15 protein-coding genes and 1 pseudogene are annotated in these 18,311 nt (G+C 49.9%); 11 read left to right on the top strand and 5 right to left on the bottom strand.

What is annotated here, in order from left to right; genetic code table 11:
- Positions 1-81 precede the first annotated feature (81 nt).
- The 7 genes from fdrA to ACJHYO_RS20065 all read left to right on the top strand — a co-directional run bounded on the left by fdrA (position 82) and on the right by ACJHYO_RS20065 (position 7,695).
- The gene (fdrA, locus tag ACJHYO_RS20035; protein WP_000865648.1) at positions 82-1,641 is read left to right on the top strand and encodes an acyl-CoA synthetase FdrA; all 1,560 of its coding nucleotides are present in this window, start codon (positions 82-84) and stop codon (positions 1,639-1,641) included.
- Positions 1,638-3,062, top strand: a complete 1,425-nt coding sequence (locus tag ACJHYO_RS20040) for a DUF1116 domain-containing protein (protein ID WP_001093933.1) — start codon at positions 1,638-1,640, stop codon at positions 3,060-3,062. Before fdrA ends, ACJHYO_RS20040 begins: the two co-directional genes overlap by 4 nt.
- Positions 3,055-4,011 (top strand): carbamate kinase, encoded by a 957-nt coding sequence (gene arcC / locus ACJHYO_RS20045; RefSeq protein WP_000240546.1) that lies wholly within the window; start codon positions 3,055-3,057, stop codon positions 4,009-4,011. The genes ACJHYO_RS20040 and arcC overlap by 8 nt, the downstream gene beginning before the upstream one ends.
- Positions 4,012-4,027: 16 nt before the next feature.
- Positions 4,028-4,417 carry a glutamyl-tRNA amidotransferase gene (locus tag ACJHYO_RS20050; protein WP_000214035.1) on the top strand — a complete coding sequence of 130 codons (390 nt, stop codon included), beginning with the start codon at positions 4,028-4,030 and terminating at the stop codon, positions 4,415-4,417.
- A 25-nt stretch (positions 4,418-4,442) separates the two neighbouring features.
- Positions 4,443-5,666 carry a cytosine permease gene (locus ACJHYO_RS20055; RefSeq protein ID WP_001227362.1) on the top strand — a complete coding sequence of 408 codons (1,224 nt, stop codon included), beginning with the start codon at positions 4,443-4,445 and terminating at the stop codon, positions 5,664-5,666.
- A gap of 77 nt (positions 5,667-5,743) precedes the next feature.
- The gene (locus tag ACJHYO_RS20060; RefSeq protein WP_000470718.1) at positions 5,744-6,649 is read left to right on the top strand and encodes a LysR substrate-binding domain-containing protein; all 906 of its coding nucleotides are present in this window, start codon (positions 5,744-5,746) and stop codon (positions 6,647-6,649) included.
- 200 nt (positions 6,650-6,849) lie between these two features.
- The gene (locus ACJHYO_RS20065) at positions 6,850-7,695 is read left to right on the top strand and encodes a MurR/RpiR family transcriptional regulator (protein WP_001060030.1); all 846 of its coding nucleotides are present in this window, start codon (positions 6,850-6,852) and stop codon (positions 7,693-7,695) included.
- 29 nt (positions 7,696-7,724) lie between these two features.
- On the opposite strand, the gene ACJHYO_RS20070 is transcribed toward ACJHYO_RS20065, so the two are convergent.
- The 3 genes from ACJHYO_RS20070 to hxlB are packed head-to-tail and all read right to left on the bottom strand — an operon-like array spanning position 7,725 to position 11,799.
- Complete coding sequence (locus ACJHYO_RS20070) at positions 7,725-9,641, bottom strand: transketolase family protein (protein WP_410232557.1); 1,917 nt, start codon at positions 9,639-9,641, stop codon at positions 7,725-7,727.
- 50 nt (positions 9,642-9,691) lie between these two features.
- A complete protein-coding gene (gene ptsG / locus ACJHYO_RS20075) occupies positions 9,692-11,200 on the bottom strand; it encodes a glucose-specific PTS transporter subunit IIBC (protein ID WP_000037973.1) in 1,509 nt (502 codons plus the stop codon).
- Positions 11,201-11,241: 41 nt separating this feature from the next.
- Positions 11,242-11,799 (bottom strand): 6-phospho-3-hexuloisomerase, encoded by a 558-nt coding sequence (gene hxlB, locus ACJHYO_RS20080; RefSeq protein WP_000339041.1) that lies wholly within the window; start codon positions 11,797-11,799, stop codon positions 11,242-11,244.
- A gap of 484 nt (positions 11,800-12,283) precedes the next feature.
- On the opposite strand from hxlB, the pseudogene tssD reads away from it, so the two are divergent.
- From tssD to ACJHYO_RS20095, 3 genes and pseudogenes are all read left to right on the top strand, one after another.
- Positions 12,284-13,417, top strand: a pseudogene (gene tssD / locus ACJHYO_RS20085) (type VI secretion system tube protein TssD).
- Positions 13,414-13,671 carry a hypothetical protein gene (locus ACJHYO_RS20090; protein ID WP_000156431.1) on the top strand — a complete coding sequence of 86 codons (258 nt, stop codon included), beginning with the start codon at positions 13,414-13,416 and terminating at the stop codon, positions 13,669-13,671. The pseudogene tssD and the gene ACJHYO_RS20090 overlap by 4 nt, the downstream one beginning before the upstream one ends.
- A gap of 74 nt (positions 13,672-13,745) precedes the next feature.
- A complete protein-coding gene (locus ACJHYO_RS20095; RefSeq protein ID WP_001298603.1) occupies positions 13,746-13,991 on the top strand; it encodes a hypothetical protein in 246 nt (81 codons plus the stop codon).
- Positions 13,992-14,159: 168 nt separating this feature from the next.
- Here the strand turns inward: ACJHYO_RS20095 and metE are convergent, their stop codons facing one another.
- The gene (gene metE / locus ACJHYO_RS20100; protein WP_000153917.1) at positions 14,160-16,421 is read right to left on the bottom strand and encodes a 5-methyltetrahydropteroyltriglutamate--homocysteine S-methyltransferase; all 2,262 of its coding nucleotides are present in this window, start codon (positions 16,419-16,421) and stop codon (positions 14,160-14,162) included.
- 117 nt (positions 16,422-16,538) lie between these two features.
- On the opposite strand from metE, the gene metR reads away from it, so the two are divergent.
- Entirely contained in the window at positions 16,539-17,492 is a 954-nt protein-coding gene (gene metR, locus ACJHYO_RS20105; protein ID WP_000573618.1) for an HTH-type transcriptional regulator MetR, read from the top strand.
- Here metR and bioP read toward each other — a convergent pair.
- Entirely contained in the window at positions 17,380-18,279 is a 900-nt protein-coding gene (gene bioP / locus ACJHYO_RS20110) for a biotin transporter (RefSeq protein WP_001196238.1), read from the bottom strand. The two genes, metR and bioP, sit on opposite strands and share 113 nt — an antisense overlap.
- Positions 18,280-18,311 lie beyond the last annotated feature (32 nt).

The following is an 18,311-nucleotide window of genomic DNA, read 5'->3' on the forward strand; positions in this document are numbered from 1 at the left end:
TCCCGTAGCCCGTTTATGGGGCTACACGGGGATGCTTTGCCCGAATTTTGCTATCGGGCGGAATGAAACAGGCGTAACAGCATGAAAGTTAAATATAAAGTTTTCAGTAATCTTTATCAGGACTCAGTTTCTCTGATGCAGATTTCCGCGCAAATCAGCAAGTTGCCCGGTATTCAACAGGCCTCGGTCGTCATGGGAACGCCCAATAATCTCGAACAATTGCGCGATGCGGGTCTGGGTAACGAAATCAACGCCAGTCCCAATGATTTAGTGATTGCAGTCATGGGTGAAGAAGATATTTGCAATGAAGCACTGGTACTGGCCCAGCAACGTCTGACCAGCAAACCCGATGATGAAACGGATAGTGGCATTAAAACACCGGAAAAGGTCAGCCTGGAAATGGCACTGGAAGCCGAACCCGAAGCCAACCTGGCACTCATTTCTGTACCGGGAGACTACGCCGCCGCCGAAGCAATGAAAGCGTTAAACCTCGGAATGAACGTGATGATGTTCAGCGATAACGTCAGTATCGGGCAGGAAAAATCCATCAAAACGCTTGCCCGAGAACGTCAGCGCATCGTAATGGGACCTGACTGTGGAACCGCCATTGTTAACGGCATTCCGTTAGGCTTCGCTAATGTGGTGAAACGCGGAGCAATTGGTGTTATTGGCGCGTCAGGCACCGGGCTACAGGAAGTGACTTGCCGAATCGACCAGCTCGGAGCGGGTATTTCTCAGGCGTTGGGAACAGGCGGACATGATCTCAGTGAAGAGATTGGTGGAATATCGATGCTCTTCGCTTTAGATGCGCTGGCGCAAGACGATGAAACTCGCGTGATTGTGCTTATATCAAAACCGCCTTCACCGATCGTTGCCCGGACTATTCTGGAGCGTGCCGAGGCTTGTGGAAAACCCGTAGTGGTGAATTTCCTCGGTGCGAATCCGCATGATCTGGCACGTCCCAATATCACCGCGGCCACCACACTTGCCAGCGCCGCCAACATCGCCGTGGCGTTACTGAATGATCAACCACTTCCGGCTGTCGAGACCGAGATTTCCTGCGACGATCTCACAATGTTACAAAACGCCTGCCAGCGTCTGCCAGCCCATCGCCAGGCGATACGCGGTGTTTTCGCCGGAGGAACCTTCTGCTACGAAGCGCAACTTATCTGCCAACAAAAGGGATTCAGCGCAGCTTCCAATACGCCAGTTGCGGGTAATCGTGCTCTGGCAAATATCTGGCAAAGCGAAGATCACACGTTGATCGATATGGGCGACGATGATTTCACCCGTGGCAAACCGCATCCAATGATCGACCCGACTCTGCGCAATCAACGTCTGCTCAACGAACTCAACGACTCACACACTGCCGTCGTGTTATTCGACCTGGTACTTGGTTATGGCGCTTCCACGACGCCTGCCAGCGAATTACTGGACCAACTTTCACACATCGACATGAATAACGCACCGTTGCTGATTGCGCACGTTTGCGGAACGGAAGCTGATCCGCAAATACGCAGTCAGCAGATAAGCGCACTACAAAATGCGGGCGTCATCATCGCCAGCAGCAATGCACAGGCGGCGCTATGGGCCAGCACCGTTGCACAGACTCAGTTGCAGAAAAAGGGGCTAAACGTATGAATACCTTATTTAATCAGCCTTTGAAGGTCGTGAACGCGGGACTACACAGTTTTGCTGACAATATTCAACATGCCGGGGGAAGCGCAATTGCACTCAACTGGCAGCCACCAGCACAAGGCGATATTGACGCTGGATTGGATCTGGCATCGTTGCTACGTCATCCCCTGGTAGAAAATGCCAACCAAATCGCCATGGCACGTTATCTCGAAGCACAGCCCGTGCTGGTGGATGTCATGCTCGCTAAAGAGGCCATTCCAGCAATGGCTGAACAAAAACGTATTTTGCACTCTGGCCCGCCGATTGCCTGGGAAGAGATGTGTGGTCCGGTAAAAGGGGCGATTATTGGTGCCATGCTGTACGAAGGTTGGGCCACCAGCCAGCAAGACGCTGAAAACCAAATAAACGCAGGCGAAATCGACCTTGCCCCTTGTCATCATTATCACGCGGTTGGCCCAATGGCAGGCATCATCAGCCCGTCGATGCCGTTATGGGTGGTAGAAAACAAAACCAACGGCCACCGTACTTTTAGCAATTTCAATGAAGGTCTGGGTAAGGTTCTCCGTTTTGGCGCCAATAACGATGAAGTTCTCAATCGTCTGGCCTGGATGCGCGATGAACTGGCTCCAGCAATGAAAGCAGCAATCGCACAACACGGCGAGCTGGAACTCAAGCCATTAATGGCGCAGGCGCTGCATATGGGGGATGAAGTTCATAACCGCAATGCTGCCGCTACCGGTTTGCTGATTAAGCGCCTGCTCCCGGCATTGCTAGCCTGCTCTCTTCCACAGGAACATATCCAGCGCGTCGTGGCATTTATCACCGGTAACGATCACTTCTTCCTCAATCTGTCGATGGCTGCCTGTAAAGCAATGATGGATGCCGCCGCCAATGTACCGTTCAGTTCAATGGTTACGGTGATGGCGCGTAACGGGGTGAATTTTGGTATTCGGCTTTCCGGTACTGGCGATCGCTGGTTCCAGGCTCCTGCCAATGCCGTTGAAGGTCTGTTCTTCCCCGGATTTGGCGTTGACGATGCTGCTGCTGACCTGGGTGATAGCGCAATTACTGAAACCGCAGGTGTGGGTGGCTTCGCGATGGCGTCGTCTCCGGCGATCGTCAAATTTGTGGGAGGCACCCCTGTCGATGCCACCAATAACAGCCGTCGGATGCAAGCCATCACCCTCGGCGGTAACCCCGCATTTACACTTCCAGCCCTCAATTTTGCCCCCACCGCAGCAGGGATTGATGCGCGTAAAGTGACCGATCGCGGCATTTTACCGGTCATCAATACGGGTATCGCCCACAAACAAGCGGGGGTCGGGCAAATTGGTGCCGGGATCACCACTGCGCCGATGGCCTGTTTTGTCGCCGCTGTACGTGCACTGGCGGAGATCGTCGCAAAGGAGAACCATCATGGTTAAGCCACTGGCTGTCGTCGCGGTTGGCGGCAATGCGCTCATTCAGGACGAGCAACGCAATAGTATTCCCGATCAATATGTTGCAGTGATGGAAAGCGTGCAGCATATCGTTGATATGGTTGAAGCCGGATGGGACCTGGTACTAACCCACGGTAATGGCCCGCAGGTGGGCTTTATTCTGCGCCGCTCTGAACTCGCCAGTAACGAAGTTTCTCCGGTTCCACTTGATTACGCCGTGGGTGATACACAAGGTGCAATTGGCTACATGTTCCAGAAAGCGCTGCATAACGAATTGGCTCGCCGTGGCATAAACAAACCGGTAATTGCCCTGGTGACACAAACGCGAGTCAGCCCACATGACGATGCTTTCGCCAGCCCCAGTAAACCAATTGGCGCGTTTCTCGATGAAGCAACGGCCCAACAACGCCAACAACAACTCGGCTGGACGCTGATGGAGGACGCCGGGCGTGGTTGGCGGCGTACAGTTCCCTCTCCTGCACCACTGGAAATTATTGAGCACGACACCATCGCTCACCTGGTGCGCCAGGGATATCTGGTTATTGCCTGCGGCGGCGGCGGTATTCCGGTGGTGCGAGACGGGCAACAACTGAAAGGTGTGGAAGCCGTGATCGATAAAGATCTGGCCTCCGCGCTGCTCGCCAGTCAGTTAGGCGCAGATCTGCTGGTGATCCCCACCGGTGTAGAAAAAGTAGCGATTAACTTTGGTACACCACAACAACAGTGGCTCGACGCTATCAGCGTTGCCGAAGCGCAAACGCTGTTGCGGGAAGGTCAGTTTGGTGTCGGCAGTATGCAACCCAAAGTGGAAGCCATTGTTGATTTCATCAATGCCAGCCAGCAACAAGGCAAACAGGCCAGCGGCCTGATTACTTCACCGCAAACCATAAAAGCAGCCCTGGCGCATCAGAGCGGTACATGGATAACCCTTTAATTCTCTGGAGAACACAATGACTACAACGCTTTTAGCCGTTAACGGAACGCTGATGCGCGGCCTGGAACTCAACCCAAATATGCAAAAAGCGGGCGGTATTTTTGTCCGTGAAGACCGAACTGACGCCCATTACCGGTTGTGGAGTATTAATGATCGCCATCCGGGAATGATTCGCGTGAATGAAGGAGGAACACACGTCGACGTAGAAATTTGGCAATTACCGCTGGCCAGTTTTGCCGCTCTGTTAATGAGCGAACCCGCTGGGCTGGCAATTGGCAAAATCAAACTTGCCGATGGTAGCGAAGTGCTGGGCGTACTGGCAGAAAACTGGCTGACCGAAGGCCAACGGGAAATTACAGAACTGGGTAGCTGGCGCAAATACACCGGGCATTTTCATACTGTGTAACGCGCATTTATAAAGGGAACATACTATGCGTAAAAAAGAAGAGAATCTGAATACGGCATCAGGATTGCGTATTGCCATGATTTTGCTGGGTATTGCCGTCACACCTGTACTGTTGTCATCCTCAAGCCTCGGCAATCAACTTTCCAGCAGCAGTTTAATTAGCGTCGTATTGTTAGGCGGCGTCATTCTGACCTTACTTTCAGCCATCACCATTAGCGTGGGAGAAAAAGCCCGCCTGCCAACGTATGGCATTGTGAAATATTCGTTTGGCGAAAAAGGGGCCATCGCCATTAACATTTTGATGGCGATAAGTCTGTTCGGCTGGATTGCCGTTACCGCCAATATGTTTGGTCATTCGGTACATGACTTACTGGCTCAACATGGACTGGAAGTTCCACTGGCACTGTTAGTGGCGGCTGGCTGTGTCATTTTTGTCGCCTCTACGGCATTTGGCTTTACCGTTCTGGGAAAAATTGCCCAAGTTGCCGTGCCGGTTATCGCGCTGGTGCTGTGTTACATCCTCTATGTGGCAACCCATACCGAAGTGGCAGTACCAGCGGCGATTGTGGAGATGAATACAGGTGTCGCCGTTTCCACCGTTGTTGGCACCATTATTGTGCTGGTTGCCACACTGCCTGATTTCGGTAGTTTTGTGCATAACCGCAAACATGCGCTGATTGCCGCAGGCGTGACGTTTCTGGTTGCCTACCCTCTGCTCTACTGGGCGGGTGCAACGCCGAGCGCCATTAGTGGTCAGGGATCTTTACTGGGTGCGATGGCGGTATTCGGTGCGGTTCTGCCTGCGGCGCTGTTGTTGATTTTCGCCTGCGTCACCGGTAACGCGGGCAATATGTTCCAGGGCACGCTGGTGGTTTCCACACTGCTTACCCGCTTTCCCAAATGGCAGATTACCGTGGCGCTGGGTATCCTTTCCGCCATCGTAGGCAGTATGGATATTATGGCGTGGTTTATTCCGTTTCTGCTGTTCCTGGGTATCGCCACGCCACCCGTTGCCGGAATTTATATCGCTGACTTTTTCCTTTATCGCCGTAATGGCTATCAAGAGTCAGTGTTAGCCCAGGAGTCACAGATTAAAGTGCTGACATTCGCAGCATGGATCATAGGCGCAGCGGTTGGCTTTATGACCGTAAAAGGCTTATTCACCCTGACGACGATCCCTTCGGTAGACTCGATTCTGGTGGCATGTATCGCGTATGCGATTCTCAGTCGGGCAAGTCAACACCGCTAATTCCTGGGTATACTCAGGCAATGATTACGGCTGAATCTGGAGAGATTCAGCCACTTTACCACTGACCAGGGAGCCTTATGTTCATCTCAGACGAAACGCTTCGTGTTATTCATCTGGTCGCCAGACACCAGAGCATTACCACCGCAGCCGAGCAGTTAAATAAAGTCCCTTCCGCCATCAGTTACACTATCAAGAAAGCGGAAGAGAGCCTGGGCGTTGAACTGTTCATTCGTAAGGGACGCTATATTGAATTATCGCCAGCGGGAAGTTACTTCATCGAACATAGCAAAACTATTCTTGGCGACCTGGAAGCATTAAAGCGCAACACAGTGCTGATTCACGATGGTATTGAGCGTGAACTGACAATTGCGGTAAACAATATTATTCCTGGTGATTTGCTGGTGGCATTTATTCGAGATTTTGAACGGCAATTCACATCAACAACACTGACGGTAGATCTTGAGGTATACAACGGCTGCTGGGATGCGCTGTACAGTAAGCGTGCTGATCTGGTCTACGGTGCTCCTCATGCAGTACCAAGCAGTGAAGGCATCATTAGCGAACCGGTCGGACAAATGGAATGGGATTTTGTCGTCAGCCCACTCCACCCACTGGCAGCGAAGCGGCATCCATTAGAAAACAGTGAATTGCGTCACTATCCAGCGGTTTGTATCCGCGATACCTCCGTTAACTTCCCCCCGATGCAAGCCTGGTTGTTGGAAGGACAAAAACCCATTTTTGTTCCTGACTTCGCTACGGCAATCGCCTTAATAGAACAAAACGTCGGTATTGGTTATATTCCACATCATCTGGCATTGCCGTTATTGAACAGCGGTAAATTGCTTAAAAAGCCAATGCGCGAACATAAACACGCCACCAAGTTATTTCTTGCCGCTCGTTCCGATGGTATGGGCAAAGCCTGTCAGTGGTGCATAGAATATTTAAGAAACCCACAATTAATGACACAATTTGTATTTAATTGACAATACAATGATAAAAATATAAGTCTTGCTTTAATTAGAGCACCCGTTTAAATTATTTTTGTGCAGTTGACGTAATTCATGAAAATTAACCGGTCTGTTAATCATTACGTTCACTGCACACCTTCATTTTTTTCACACCTATCCACGCCTGAAAACTATGTTATAATCAGCACTTTCTGTCAGAATGAAATTTACTAATTATGAATAACATAACCGTAAAAAGTCTGATTCAAAGCAATTACCCTACACTGCATCAGGCGGAAAAAAAGGTCGCTGACTATATTCTTAGCCACGCACATGAAGTCGTGAACTATAGTGTCACTGAACTATCAGAAAAAAGCCATGCCAGTGAAGCGACTATCGTACGCACCTGTAAGAAATTAGGTTATCAGGGTTATTACCATTTAAAAATTGCATTAGCAAAAGAAGTCATTAATCCTGACAATAGCTATCCTGAAAATACCGACTTCAGCGATATAACATCTTTGGCAACCTTCTTATTAAAAAAACAGGCCGAAGATTTAATACAATCAACGCAATTTTTTAATGCCGAAGTGCTTGAGTCCATTCTCAAACTACTTGCTAATTGCGATACTATTTTCTTTTTTGCTGCTGGAAATTCAAACCCTCTGGCCGTTTATGGTGCTTATAAATTCAGCCAACTCGGATTAAAAACCGTTGTTCACGTCAGCCCGGAAATGCAAATTAATGCGGCATATTCTATGGGGAAACGCGACCTGGCGATTGGTATTTCTAACTCTGGCAGCACCAACTTAATGGTCGATATCTTTAAAGTGGTGAAAGAGCGCGGTGCCAAATCCGTTTGTATCACTAACTATATTAAATCTCCGTTATCAAAACTCTCCACCCATCAACTCAATACCGCGGTCAGCGATAAAATCTTCTTTGAAGCCTTCGACTCCACTCGCGTTCCGGCAATGGGCGTTATTGATATGCTGGTGCTGTTGTTTATGTATAAAAACAAGGCGCATTACGAGAAATACCGCACCCGTGAAGAGTTTCTTGGCTCCCGTTTCAAGGGGTAAAAGGTCATCCTTTCACCCCTTGTGCAGGTTTAGCTGTTCAGTAGCTCACGCGCCTGCGCCAGGACATTTTCCGGCGTAAAACCAAAGTGTTTGAACAACACATTCGCCGGAGCAGACTCACCAAAGCTCGTCATGCCGATCACTTTACCGTTCAGGCCCACGTAGCGTTCCCAGAATCCGGCGATGCTGGCTTCTACCGCCAGACGTTTGCGTACAGCTTTTGGCAATACCGACTCTTTGTACGCCGCATCCTGATTATCGAAACGCTCGGTACACGGCAGGGAAACCACGCGAACTTTACGCCCTTCTTCCGTTAACGCTTTTGCGGCGCTGACCACTAACTCAATCTCTGAACCCGCAGAAATGAGGATCATCTCAGGCTGACCGTCACAATCACTCAGTACATAACCACCACGCGCAATCTCTGCCAACTGTGCAGCGGTGCGCGGCTGTTGCGCCAGAGGTTGGCGCGTTAATACCAACGACGTTGGGCCATCTTTGCGCTCAATCGCCTGTTGCCAGGCCACCGCCACTTCCACCTGATCGCAACCGCGCCAGGTTTCCATATTCGGCGTCAGACGCAGCGACGCCAGTTGCTCAACGGGCTGATGTGTCGGGCCGTCTTCGCCCAGGCCGATGGTATCGTGGGTATAAACAAACACCGAGCGGATCTTCATCAGCGCCGCCATACGCAGTGCATTACGCGCATATTCCATAAACATCAGGAAAGTACCGCCGTAAGGGATAAACCCACCATGCAGCGCAAGACCGTTCATGATGGCCGACATACCAAATTCACGCACGCCATAGGAGATGTAATTCCCCGCCGGATTTTCTCCGGTGAAATCAACCGATTTCTGATGGCGAGTCAGGTTAGAGGGCGACAAGTCCGCCGAGCCGCCCATCAGTTCCGGCAGCATATCTGCGAAGTGATTGAGGCATTTCTGGCTAACCTGACGGGTTGCCAGCGCCGCCGGATGGGATTGCAGATCGTGCACATATTTCTGCATATTCTCGACCCAGCCAGCAGGCAAATCACCCTTCATGCGACGAGTAAACTCCGCCGCCAGTTCCGGCCACTGCTTCGCGTAGTCGGCAAACAGTGCATCCCATTCCTGTTGAACCTGCGCGCCTTTCTCGGTCGCATCCCATGCGGCATAAATTTCACCAGGAATTTCGAAAGGGGCATACGGCCATTGCAGACGTTCACGCACCAGCGCCACTTCATCTGCACCCAGCGCCGAGCCGTGGCAATCGTGGCTGTTGGCTTTATTTGGCGAACCAAAACCGATAATCGTTTTGCAGCACAGCAGACTGGGCTTATCCGTGACGCTTTTCGCTTCACGCACCGCAGCATCTACCGCTTCTGGATCGTGACCATCGATCGAAATACCGTTATCGTCCCAGATAGCAATCAGATTGCCGAGCTTCAGCGTTCCTGCAAGACCACAGGCCTCGTGGGAGATCCCTTCCATCAGGCAGCCATCACCCAAAAATAGCCATGTGTGATGATCAACAATATTAAAGCCCGGTTTGTTAAATTCTGCCGCCAGCGCCTTCTCCGCAATCGCCATCCCCACCGCATTAGCTACGCCCTGCCCCAACGGGCCGGTGGTGGTTTCAACACCCGGCGTATAACCATATTCTGGATGACCCGGCGTGCGGGAGTGGAGCTGACGAAAGTCGCGAATATCATCCATCGACAGGTCGTAGCCTGTAAGATGCAGCAAAGCGTAAATCAACATGGAGCCGTGACCGTTCGACTGAACATAGCGGTCGCGGTTAAACCACTGCGGATTTTTTGGGTTATGACGCAGGTGACGACGCCAGACCACTTCGGCAATATCCGCCATCCCCATCGGCGCGCCCGGATGACCGGAGTTCGCTTTCTGGATCGCATCAACACTTAACATTCGGATGGCATTAGCCAGTAATTGTGAATTCATACTTCAGCTCTCTCTGTCTGGCGGGCTGAAACCAGCCCGCTAATCTCGAATTAGTTAGCACAGGCCACTGTCATTTCTGTCGGGCGCGGTCTGCTCATTACGGTTTTGATTTCGTCGCGCAGGATTTGCGATTTGCCGCCAAATATCACCTGTACACCGCCATCACCCAGTTTCACTAAACCCGCAGCCCCCAACTCCTTCAGCCGTTTTTCATTCACTTTCTTATCGTCTACCAGCGCCAGCCGCAGGCGTGTTGCGCAGGCATCCACATCTTCGATATTGTCGAAACCACCTACTGCTTCGATGATTTGGTATGGACGTTCTTCGCGCGTTAATGTGGTTGCAACGGCAATCTCTTCATCCTCACGTCCCGGTGTTTTCAGATTCAACTTGCGGATCAGTACCCGAAATACGGTGTAGTAAATCGCTGCATAGCCCGCGCCTGCCAGGAACACCAGATACCACGGCGTGCGGTTTGGCATAACGCCATTCAGTACGAAATCAATAAGACCGCCAGCAAAAGGATGACCAATGTGCACATTCAGGATGTTCATCAGCACAAATGAAGTGGCATATAAGAAGATGTGAATGATGTAGAGAACCGGAGCTGCAAACAAAAATGCATATTCCAGCGGCTCCGTAATCCCGGTAACAAATGTGGTCAGCGCACCGGAGAGTAAAAGGCCTTTAATCAGCGCCTTACGTTCCGGTTTTGCTTCCTGATACATCGCCAACGCGGCGGCAGGTAACGCAAACATCATGATTGGGAAACGACCTGTCATAAACAACCCCGCCGTCAACGGAACACCGTCGCGCAATTGGGCAAAGAACACCGGAATATCGCCCGTCACCAGTTGCCCGGATTTGGTCATGTAGTCGCCAAAGTTGTAATAAAACGGCACGTTCCAGATATGATGCAGGCCAAAAGGAATCAGCGAACGTTCGCCAACGGCGTAAATAAAGGCCGCGAAGTTCGCGTTATGCCCACTGGTCACCAGCGTTGAAAGCGACGCCAGACCTTTTTGTACCGGTATCCACAGCCACGGCAATAAATAGCCGACAATAATTGCCGCCACCGCCGTAATAATCGGTACAAAGCGTTTTCCACCGAAGAAACCAAGAAACTGAGGCAATTCAATATTGTGGAAGCGGGTATAGAGCAGATAAACAAAGATGGCGACAATCAAACCGCCAAACACTCCCGTTTGTAACGTCGGTACCCCGAGGATCATCGCATAGTCACCGTTACTGGCTGCAACGGACTCCGCGGTAATGCCAAGTTGCGTTCCCATCGTGGCATTCATGATCATGTAACTGATAATCGCTGAAAGTGATGAAGAACCATCACCTGTCAGGCCAATCACAATACCGACACAAAACAGCAAAGGAAGGTTGGCGAAAATCAGGCCGCCGCAATTCGCCAGCAGCTCAATGTTAAATGAAATCCCGATGGCTAAAATCAAACCCGCCGCCGGAAGAATGGCGATTGGTAACATCAGAGCAGAAGAAAATTTCTGCAACTTCTTGAAGTTAAACAAGGATGTTATTTTTTTGCTCATTTTTATTCTCCTGTAGGGTATCGAGCAAATAACGGCGACGACTATTCCAGATTGGCGTGGCGCTTAAACAGTTCACTTTCCGGCGCACCGCTTTCAGCAGCCATCTTCATCACTAATGCATCGGCAATCACCAGCAAAGCTTGCTCATACAACGACGCCATCGGCTGTGCCGAGCGGAAAACAGAATCTTTTTGATTTTTGGAAGGGGCATTGATTTGCACGATGACGTCGACAAACTCGGTGATAGTGGCGTGTCGATTCGTGGTTAACACCGCCACAGCGCCGCCAAACTGACGTGCTTTTTTCGCCAGTGCCACCAGTTGTGCTGTCTCACCGGAAGCGGAAGAAACGATAAACAGATCGCCAGGCCCAAAGTTCGGCGTAATGGTTTCCGTCAGGAAGTAAACCTCTTTGCCCATATGCATCAGGCGCATGGTGAAGGCTTTCATGGAAAAGCCGGCACGCCCCAGGCCATAGCAGAAAACGCGCTGGCTTTGCTGAATAGCGTCGATCAATTTGGTGCAGTCATCCTCACGGATAGAGTCCTTAACGAAGGTTAATTCATTGATGATCTCAGTGATGTACAGCTTTGCGTCCATTTCACACCTCATGAAATAATTTTTCTCAAACACAAAATCTCATGAAATTTTATTTCATTCCAATGCATCAGTATGAAATGTGAAGCTAGTCACAAGAAAGAGAGTAGATTGTATATAACTATTTGAATTTAAGAATTATTTCTCTTTTTAAGAAAGATAAGCTTGAGGGGAAGGTGAAATCAGCCATAAAATTTTGCGGCTGTAACTGCCCTGTAAAAATCACAAACTGAACTCGTCTCTGGCTATACACCGAACAACTGATAACTCTTCATTGTTATAGATTATATTCATAACAAATATTAATCACTGCAAAATATTCATGTTTATTATTAATGATTACAGATTTTCCTCATGAAAACTGGTCTAAAGTGAAACATTTTATTTCCCATATTTAAATCCATTAACTTGAGGAGTAAATAATTATAAACAAATAGCAATATTGTTTATTTTTAAAACATCAAGCAATAAAGAGAGTTCATCAAAGATGAGTGATGAAATTTACCTGACCATAACCGGAGAACAACAAGGATGTATTTCCTCTCGTTGCGGAACGAGCGCATCAATAGGCAATCGCTGGCAGATTGGCCATGAAGATGAAATCTTCGCGTTCTCGCTATCTAATAGTATTACGAATACAGGCAAAGGGTCACAATTACATGGCCTTAGTTTCTGTAAGTTGATTGACAAAAGCTCCCCGTTACTTATTAACGCTATTAACAATAACGAGCAGTTGTTCATGGAGTTTGACTTCTATCGGATCAATAGATTTGGTCGATAGGAGAAATATTACAACATTCAACTCCGCGGCGCGCTCTTATCAGCAATCAATCACCTGTTTACTGAGAACAATCTGGATACAGAAACCATCACTGTCAGTTATGAATATATACTCTCCAGGCATCTGATTGCTAATACTGAATTTAGTCATTTGGCATTTCCCGATAACTACAACCGTCTGTTTATACCACGGCAAAAAACTAAAGATAATAATGGCCTCAAAACACTCAATAGTAAAGCGGTTGGCAGACTGCTTGCTGCTGGCGGCATATACAATGGGAATATCGAAGGATTCAGGGAAACAGCAAACAAGTTGGGAGGAGATGCACCTGCTGGTTACGATCAAGTTATGGATAACAAAGGGTTACTCATCGCTGGTGCTTCAATAGTTGCTGGAGTTGTTCTGGGAAGAATGAGATTCCCTGATTTGGAATCATTTGAGCATTTCGGAGCCAGAGGAGCAGTATCAGGAAGACCATTTAATCCCGACCTTGCCGGTGGTCCAATAGAAAACCTGACGATAGATGGCGTAACAATCAATAGGGAAGGTATCGCTATTGTTGAAAAGCATATCTCCAGATTTGATCATGATCCAGCTAATGATGTAATGATTTCAAGGCTAAAAAAAATAGCAAATAAAGAATTGCTTCCTGAAAAATACGATCTGAACTACTATACTCATGAATGCCGCGAGTATCAGCGTTATTGTAATTTAGGATGGGAAACAGGTGAACCGAATGGTTTAGATGGATATGAATTATGGAATAATGCACATACTGCAACTCTAGAAGACTTTAAAATTAAAGATACTGACTTATTTCATCCGGATGCAAAAAAATGACGATTACGATAGTTGAATTTAACGTGCTGAAAGTTATGGCTGAGAAAGATATTGACTGGAGCTGGATGGTGCTGGATCGTACTTTAGCTATACGAAATATTCCAGGATTTGGCAACGTAGCGAATATCGTAACAAAGCTGGTTAATCATGGGTTGGTTGATATCGTAAATGGTGAGGGCAACTCTAAACCACGCTACAGAGTTTCTCAATATGGATTGAATCTTATCAAAGAACAACAAGACAACCTCTTCTGATCCAGCCATTACAGGAGCATGATTTACATTGTGATCTTTCAATAAGATACTCATCAATTTTGGTACAGAATATCGTGATCACTAAAAATGAACTTAACGTGCTGAACGTTATGACTGAGAAAGATATAAACTGGAACTGGATGAATCTCGATCGCACACTATCCATAAGGCAAATACCAGGATTCGGTAATGTTGTTAATATTGTTAACAAATTAGCTAACGAAGGTTTGGTTATTATTGAGGATAGCGGGCATAAGTCTATGCCTCACTACCACGTTAGTGAAAAGGGATACAATCTCGTGCAACGTGAGAATAAATAACGTAGCGTTGATTACTGAACGGAATCACTCAAAACTGTGTTTTGCGAAAAAAACGATTCGGTTATTTCTACTCCTGAAGATCTGCTTCAATCTGGCACTCATGCAAAATGGCTTCCAGTACTGGAAGCCATTATCGTACTGCAATTTACAATGACTCGTTAATACTCATCATCCCCGACGCAAATTCTGCGCCGCCTGCACCATGTTCGCCAGTGCCGCGCGGGTTTCTGGCCAGCCGCGCGTTTTCAGGCCACAGTCCGGGTTGACCCACAGACGCTCTGCTGGAATGCGTTTTGCCGCTTTCTTCAGCAAGGCTTCAATCCATTCCACGCTCGGTACGTTTGGCGAGTGAATGTCATAGACGCCAGGACCGATTTCATTTGGATAATCAAACTCTTCAAACGACTCCAGCAACTCCATGTCGGAACGCGAGGTTTCGATGGTGATGACGTCTGCGTCCAGCGCCGCAATCGAATCCATGATGTCGTTGAACTCGCAGTAACACATGTGAGTGTGGATTTGTGTGTCATCTTTCGCCACGGCGGCGTTGATACGGAAAGCCTCCACGCCCCACTGGAGATAGGCATCCCAGTCGCTGCGACGCAGTGGTAAACCTTCGCGCAATGCCGGTTCGTCAATCTGAATGATGCCAATTCCAGCGGCTTCCAGATCGGCCACTTCATCACGCAGTGCCAGCGCAATCTGTTTGGCGATGGTTTCACGGCTGACATCTTCACGCGGGAACGACCAGCAGAGAATAGTCACCGGGCCGGTCAACATCCCTTTCACCGGTTTATCAGTCAGGGATTGCGCATATTTTGCCCACTCCACGGTAATCGGTGCCGGGCGGCTAACGTCACCAATAACAATCGGTGGCTTCACGCAGCGGGAACCGTAGCTCTGTACCCAACCGTTTTGCGTAAAGACAAAGCCATCCAGATGCTCGCCAAAGTATTCCACCATGTCATTACGCTCGGCCTCGCCATGTACCAGCACATCCAGTCCCAAACGTTCCTGCTCAACAATGGCCTGCTTGATATGTTCCGCAATGCCCGTGCGGTAGTTATTGGCGTCGAGATTACCCTTTTTAAAATCCAGACGCAGGGTACGAATCTCCGTGGTTTGCGGGAAGGAACCAATCGTGGTGGTCGGCCACGCGGGCAGTTTAAAACGCGCACGCTGAGCTTCAGCACGCACTTCATAGACATTCGCACGCTGACTGTCCTGGGCGGTGATCGCCGCCAGACGCTTTTCTACTGCCGGATTATGTACACGAGTAGAGTGACGACGCGCCTGAATCGGAGCGCTCCACTCTGCCAGAGCTGCCGTATCACCACTGTTCAACGCATCGCGCAGCAATGCCAGTTCATGACATTTTTGCAGGGCGAAGGCAAACCAGCTTTTCACTTCTGCATCAAGACGCGTTTCCACGCTCAGGTCGATGGGGCTGTGCAGCAACGAGCAGGAAGATGCCACCCACAAATCGCGTTTGCCGACAATGTCCTTAATTTGCGCATATTTCTCGGTAAGATCGGCGCGCCAGACGTTACGACCATTGATAAGACCCGCAGACAGCAGCCAGTCAGAAGGCAGACGCTTGTGCAGTTCAGCAACGTCATCTTTACCATGTACGAGATCGACATGCAGACCCTGAACAGGCAGCGCAGTAATCGTGTCGAGGTTTGGCGTTACGCCTTCAAAATAGGTAGTCAGCAGCAGTTTCACCTGCCCCTGCAGAGCATCGTAAGCGGGTTTGTACGCATCCAGCCACGCCTGCGGCAGTTCCAGAACCAGCGCGGGTTCATCAATCTGTACCCACTCGATGCCGCGTTTTGCCAGTTCTGCCAGCACTTGCTGATAAACCGGCAGAATGTCGTTCAGCAGGCTCAGGCGATCAAACTGTTCACCTTTCACTTTACCCAGCCACAGGTAGGTAACCGGCCCCAGCAGCACGGGCTTGACCTTGTGGCCCAGCGCCAGCGCCTCGTCCACTTCCTCCAGCAGCTGCGTCCAGGTCAGTTTGAACTGTTGGCCTTTAACGAACTCCGGCACCATGTAGTGATAGTTGGTGTTAAACCATTTGGTCATTTCCGCTGCCGCCGCAGGTTCGCCAGTCGGTGCACGTCCACGACCAATACGGAACAGGGTGTCGATATCTACCGAACCATCTTTGTTCTGGTGACGCGCCGGAACGTTACCCAGCAGCAGGCTGGTGGTCAGGACATGATCGTACCAGGCAAAATCACCCACCGGCAGCAGGTCGATACCTGCTTGCTTTTGTTGATCCCAGTGACGAGCACGCAGTTCACGCCCTACCGCCAGCAGTTCTTCACGCGTGGAGTTCCCCGCCCAATAACTCTCTTGCGCTTTTTTCAGCTCGCGACGCAGGCCAACGCGAGGGAAACCGAGGGTGTGATTAAGAATTGTCATTATATGCCCCTTATGGAATTTTTAGTATTTAGCCGTCCAGATGTTTACACATCCATAATTGGCGGTTACTGTATATTCCTCAAGCGCAAATTATTCATGCCGAAGTGAAGGACTTTCATGATCGAAGTAAAACACCTGAAAACGCTACAAGCGTTGCGGAACTGCGGCTCACTCGCAGCCGCTGCGGCGACGTTGCATCAAACGCAATCCGCCCTGTCTCACCAGTTTAGCGATCTGGAACAACGCCTTGGCTTCCGGCTATTTGTGCGTAAGAGCCAGCCGCTACGCTTTACACCGCAGGGAGAAATCCTGTTGCAACTGGCAAACCAGGTACTGCCGCAAATTAGCCAGGCACTGCAAGCCTGCAATGAACCGCAGCAGACGCGTCTGCGCATTGCCATTGAGTGCCATAGCTGTATTCAGTGGCTGACGCCCGCGTTAGAAAATTTCCATAAGAACTGGCCGCAGGTGGAGATGGATTTTAAATCAGGCGTAACGTTTGACCCGCAGCCTGCATTGCAGCAGGGCGAGCTGGATCTGGTGATGACCTCCGATATTCTGCCGCGCAGTGGCCTGCATTATTCGCCGATGTTCGATTATGAAGTGCGTCTGGTGTTGGCACCTGACCATCCACTGGCGGCGAAAACGCGTATTACACCGGAAGATCTCGCCAGCGAAACGTTGTTAATTTATCCGGTGCAGCGTAGCCGACTGGATGTCTGGCGCCATTTTCTTCAGCCAGCAGGCGTTAGCCCGTCGCTGAAAAGCGTCGATAACACCTTGTTGTTGATTCAGATGGTTGCCGCGCGGATGGGTATTGCCGCCCTGCCGCACTGGGTGGTGGAGAGTTTTGAGCGCCAGGGTCTGGTCGTAACCAAAACCCTGGGCGAAGGATTGTGGAGCCGACTGTACGCCGCCGTGCGCGATGGCGAGCAGCGTCAGCCGATTACAGAAGCGTTTATTCGCTCAGCGCGCAATCACGCCTGCGATCATCTGCCGTTTGTGAAGAGCGCGGAGCGACCCACTTACGATGCACCCACAGTGAGGCCAGGATCACCAGCGCGCCTGTAATAAACGTTGGCCAGTGCGGCTGTTGGTGCCAGATAGCCAGGTTAACCAACAGCCCTGCCGGAACGTGCATATTATTCATAATGCCCAGCGTTCCGGCGTCCACCTGCGTCGCGCCGTAGTTCCACATAAAGTAGCCAATCCCGGAAGCCACCACGCCAAGAAACACCAGAATGCCCCATTGCAACGTGGTTTGCGGCATTTTCTGCGCATTTCCCAGCAAGAACCATGCAATCACTGCCACCAGGAACGCGCCAAGATAGAACCACGCAAAGGCGTTATGCTGCGGCATCGGGCGAGTTTCCATCAGACGTTTGTAACCCACCATGCCGATGGCAAAAGTGATATTGGAGAGTTGCACCAGCAATAAGCCAGTCCAGAAATGGTCGGTGACCTGATCATAGCGAATAATCCCGGCACCAATCACCGCCAGCAAGGCGCTAAAAGCATAGCCCCAGCGCAGACGGCGCTTACTCATGATGTCATAAATCAGCGTGATGTAGAGCGGCGTCAGTACGGTGAACAGCAACAGTTCGGAGACCGTCAGGTAGAGATAGGCGCGGAAACTCAGCATATACATCACACCGAGCTGCATCGCGCCCACCAGCATATACAGGCCGACCGTTTTCAGGCTATTGCCACGGGTACGCAGAAACGGCAGAAAAACGAGTGCCGCCAGGCCAACGCGCACCAGCACCGCAAAATAGCTATCGACGTGCCCCGCAAGGTACTCGCCATAAAAGCTAAAGGAGAAGGCCCACAGAATCGTGGTGATGATAAGTAGCGCCACAATGGAAAACTCTTTGATTAACGAGTATCCAT

The sequence above is a fragment of the Escherichia sp. WS1118 genome, from assembly GCF_046487695.1.
Taxonomy (GTDB): domain Bacteria; phylum Pseudomonadota; class Gammaproteobacteria; order Enterobacterales; family Enterobacteriaceae; genus Escherichia; species Escherichia coli.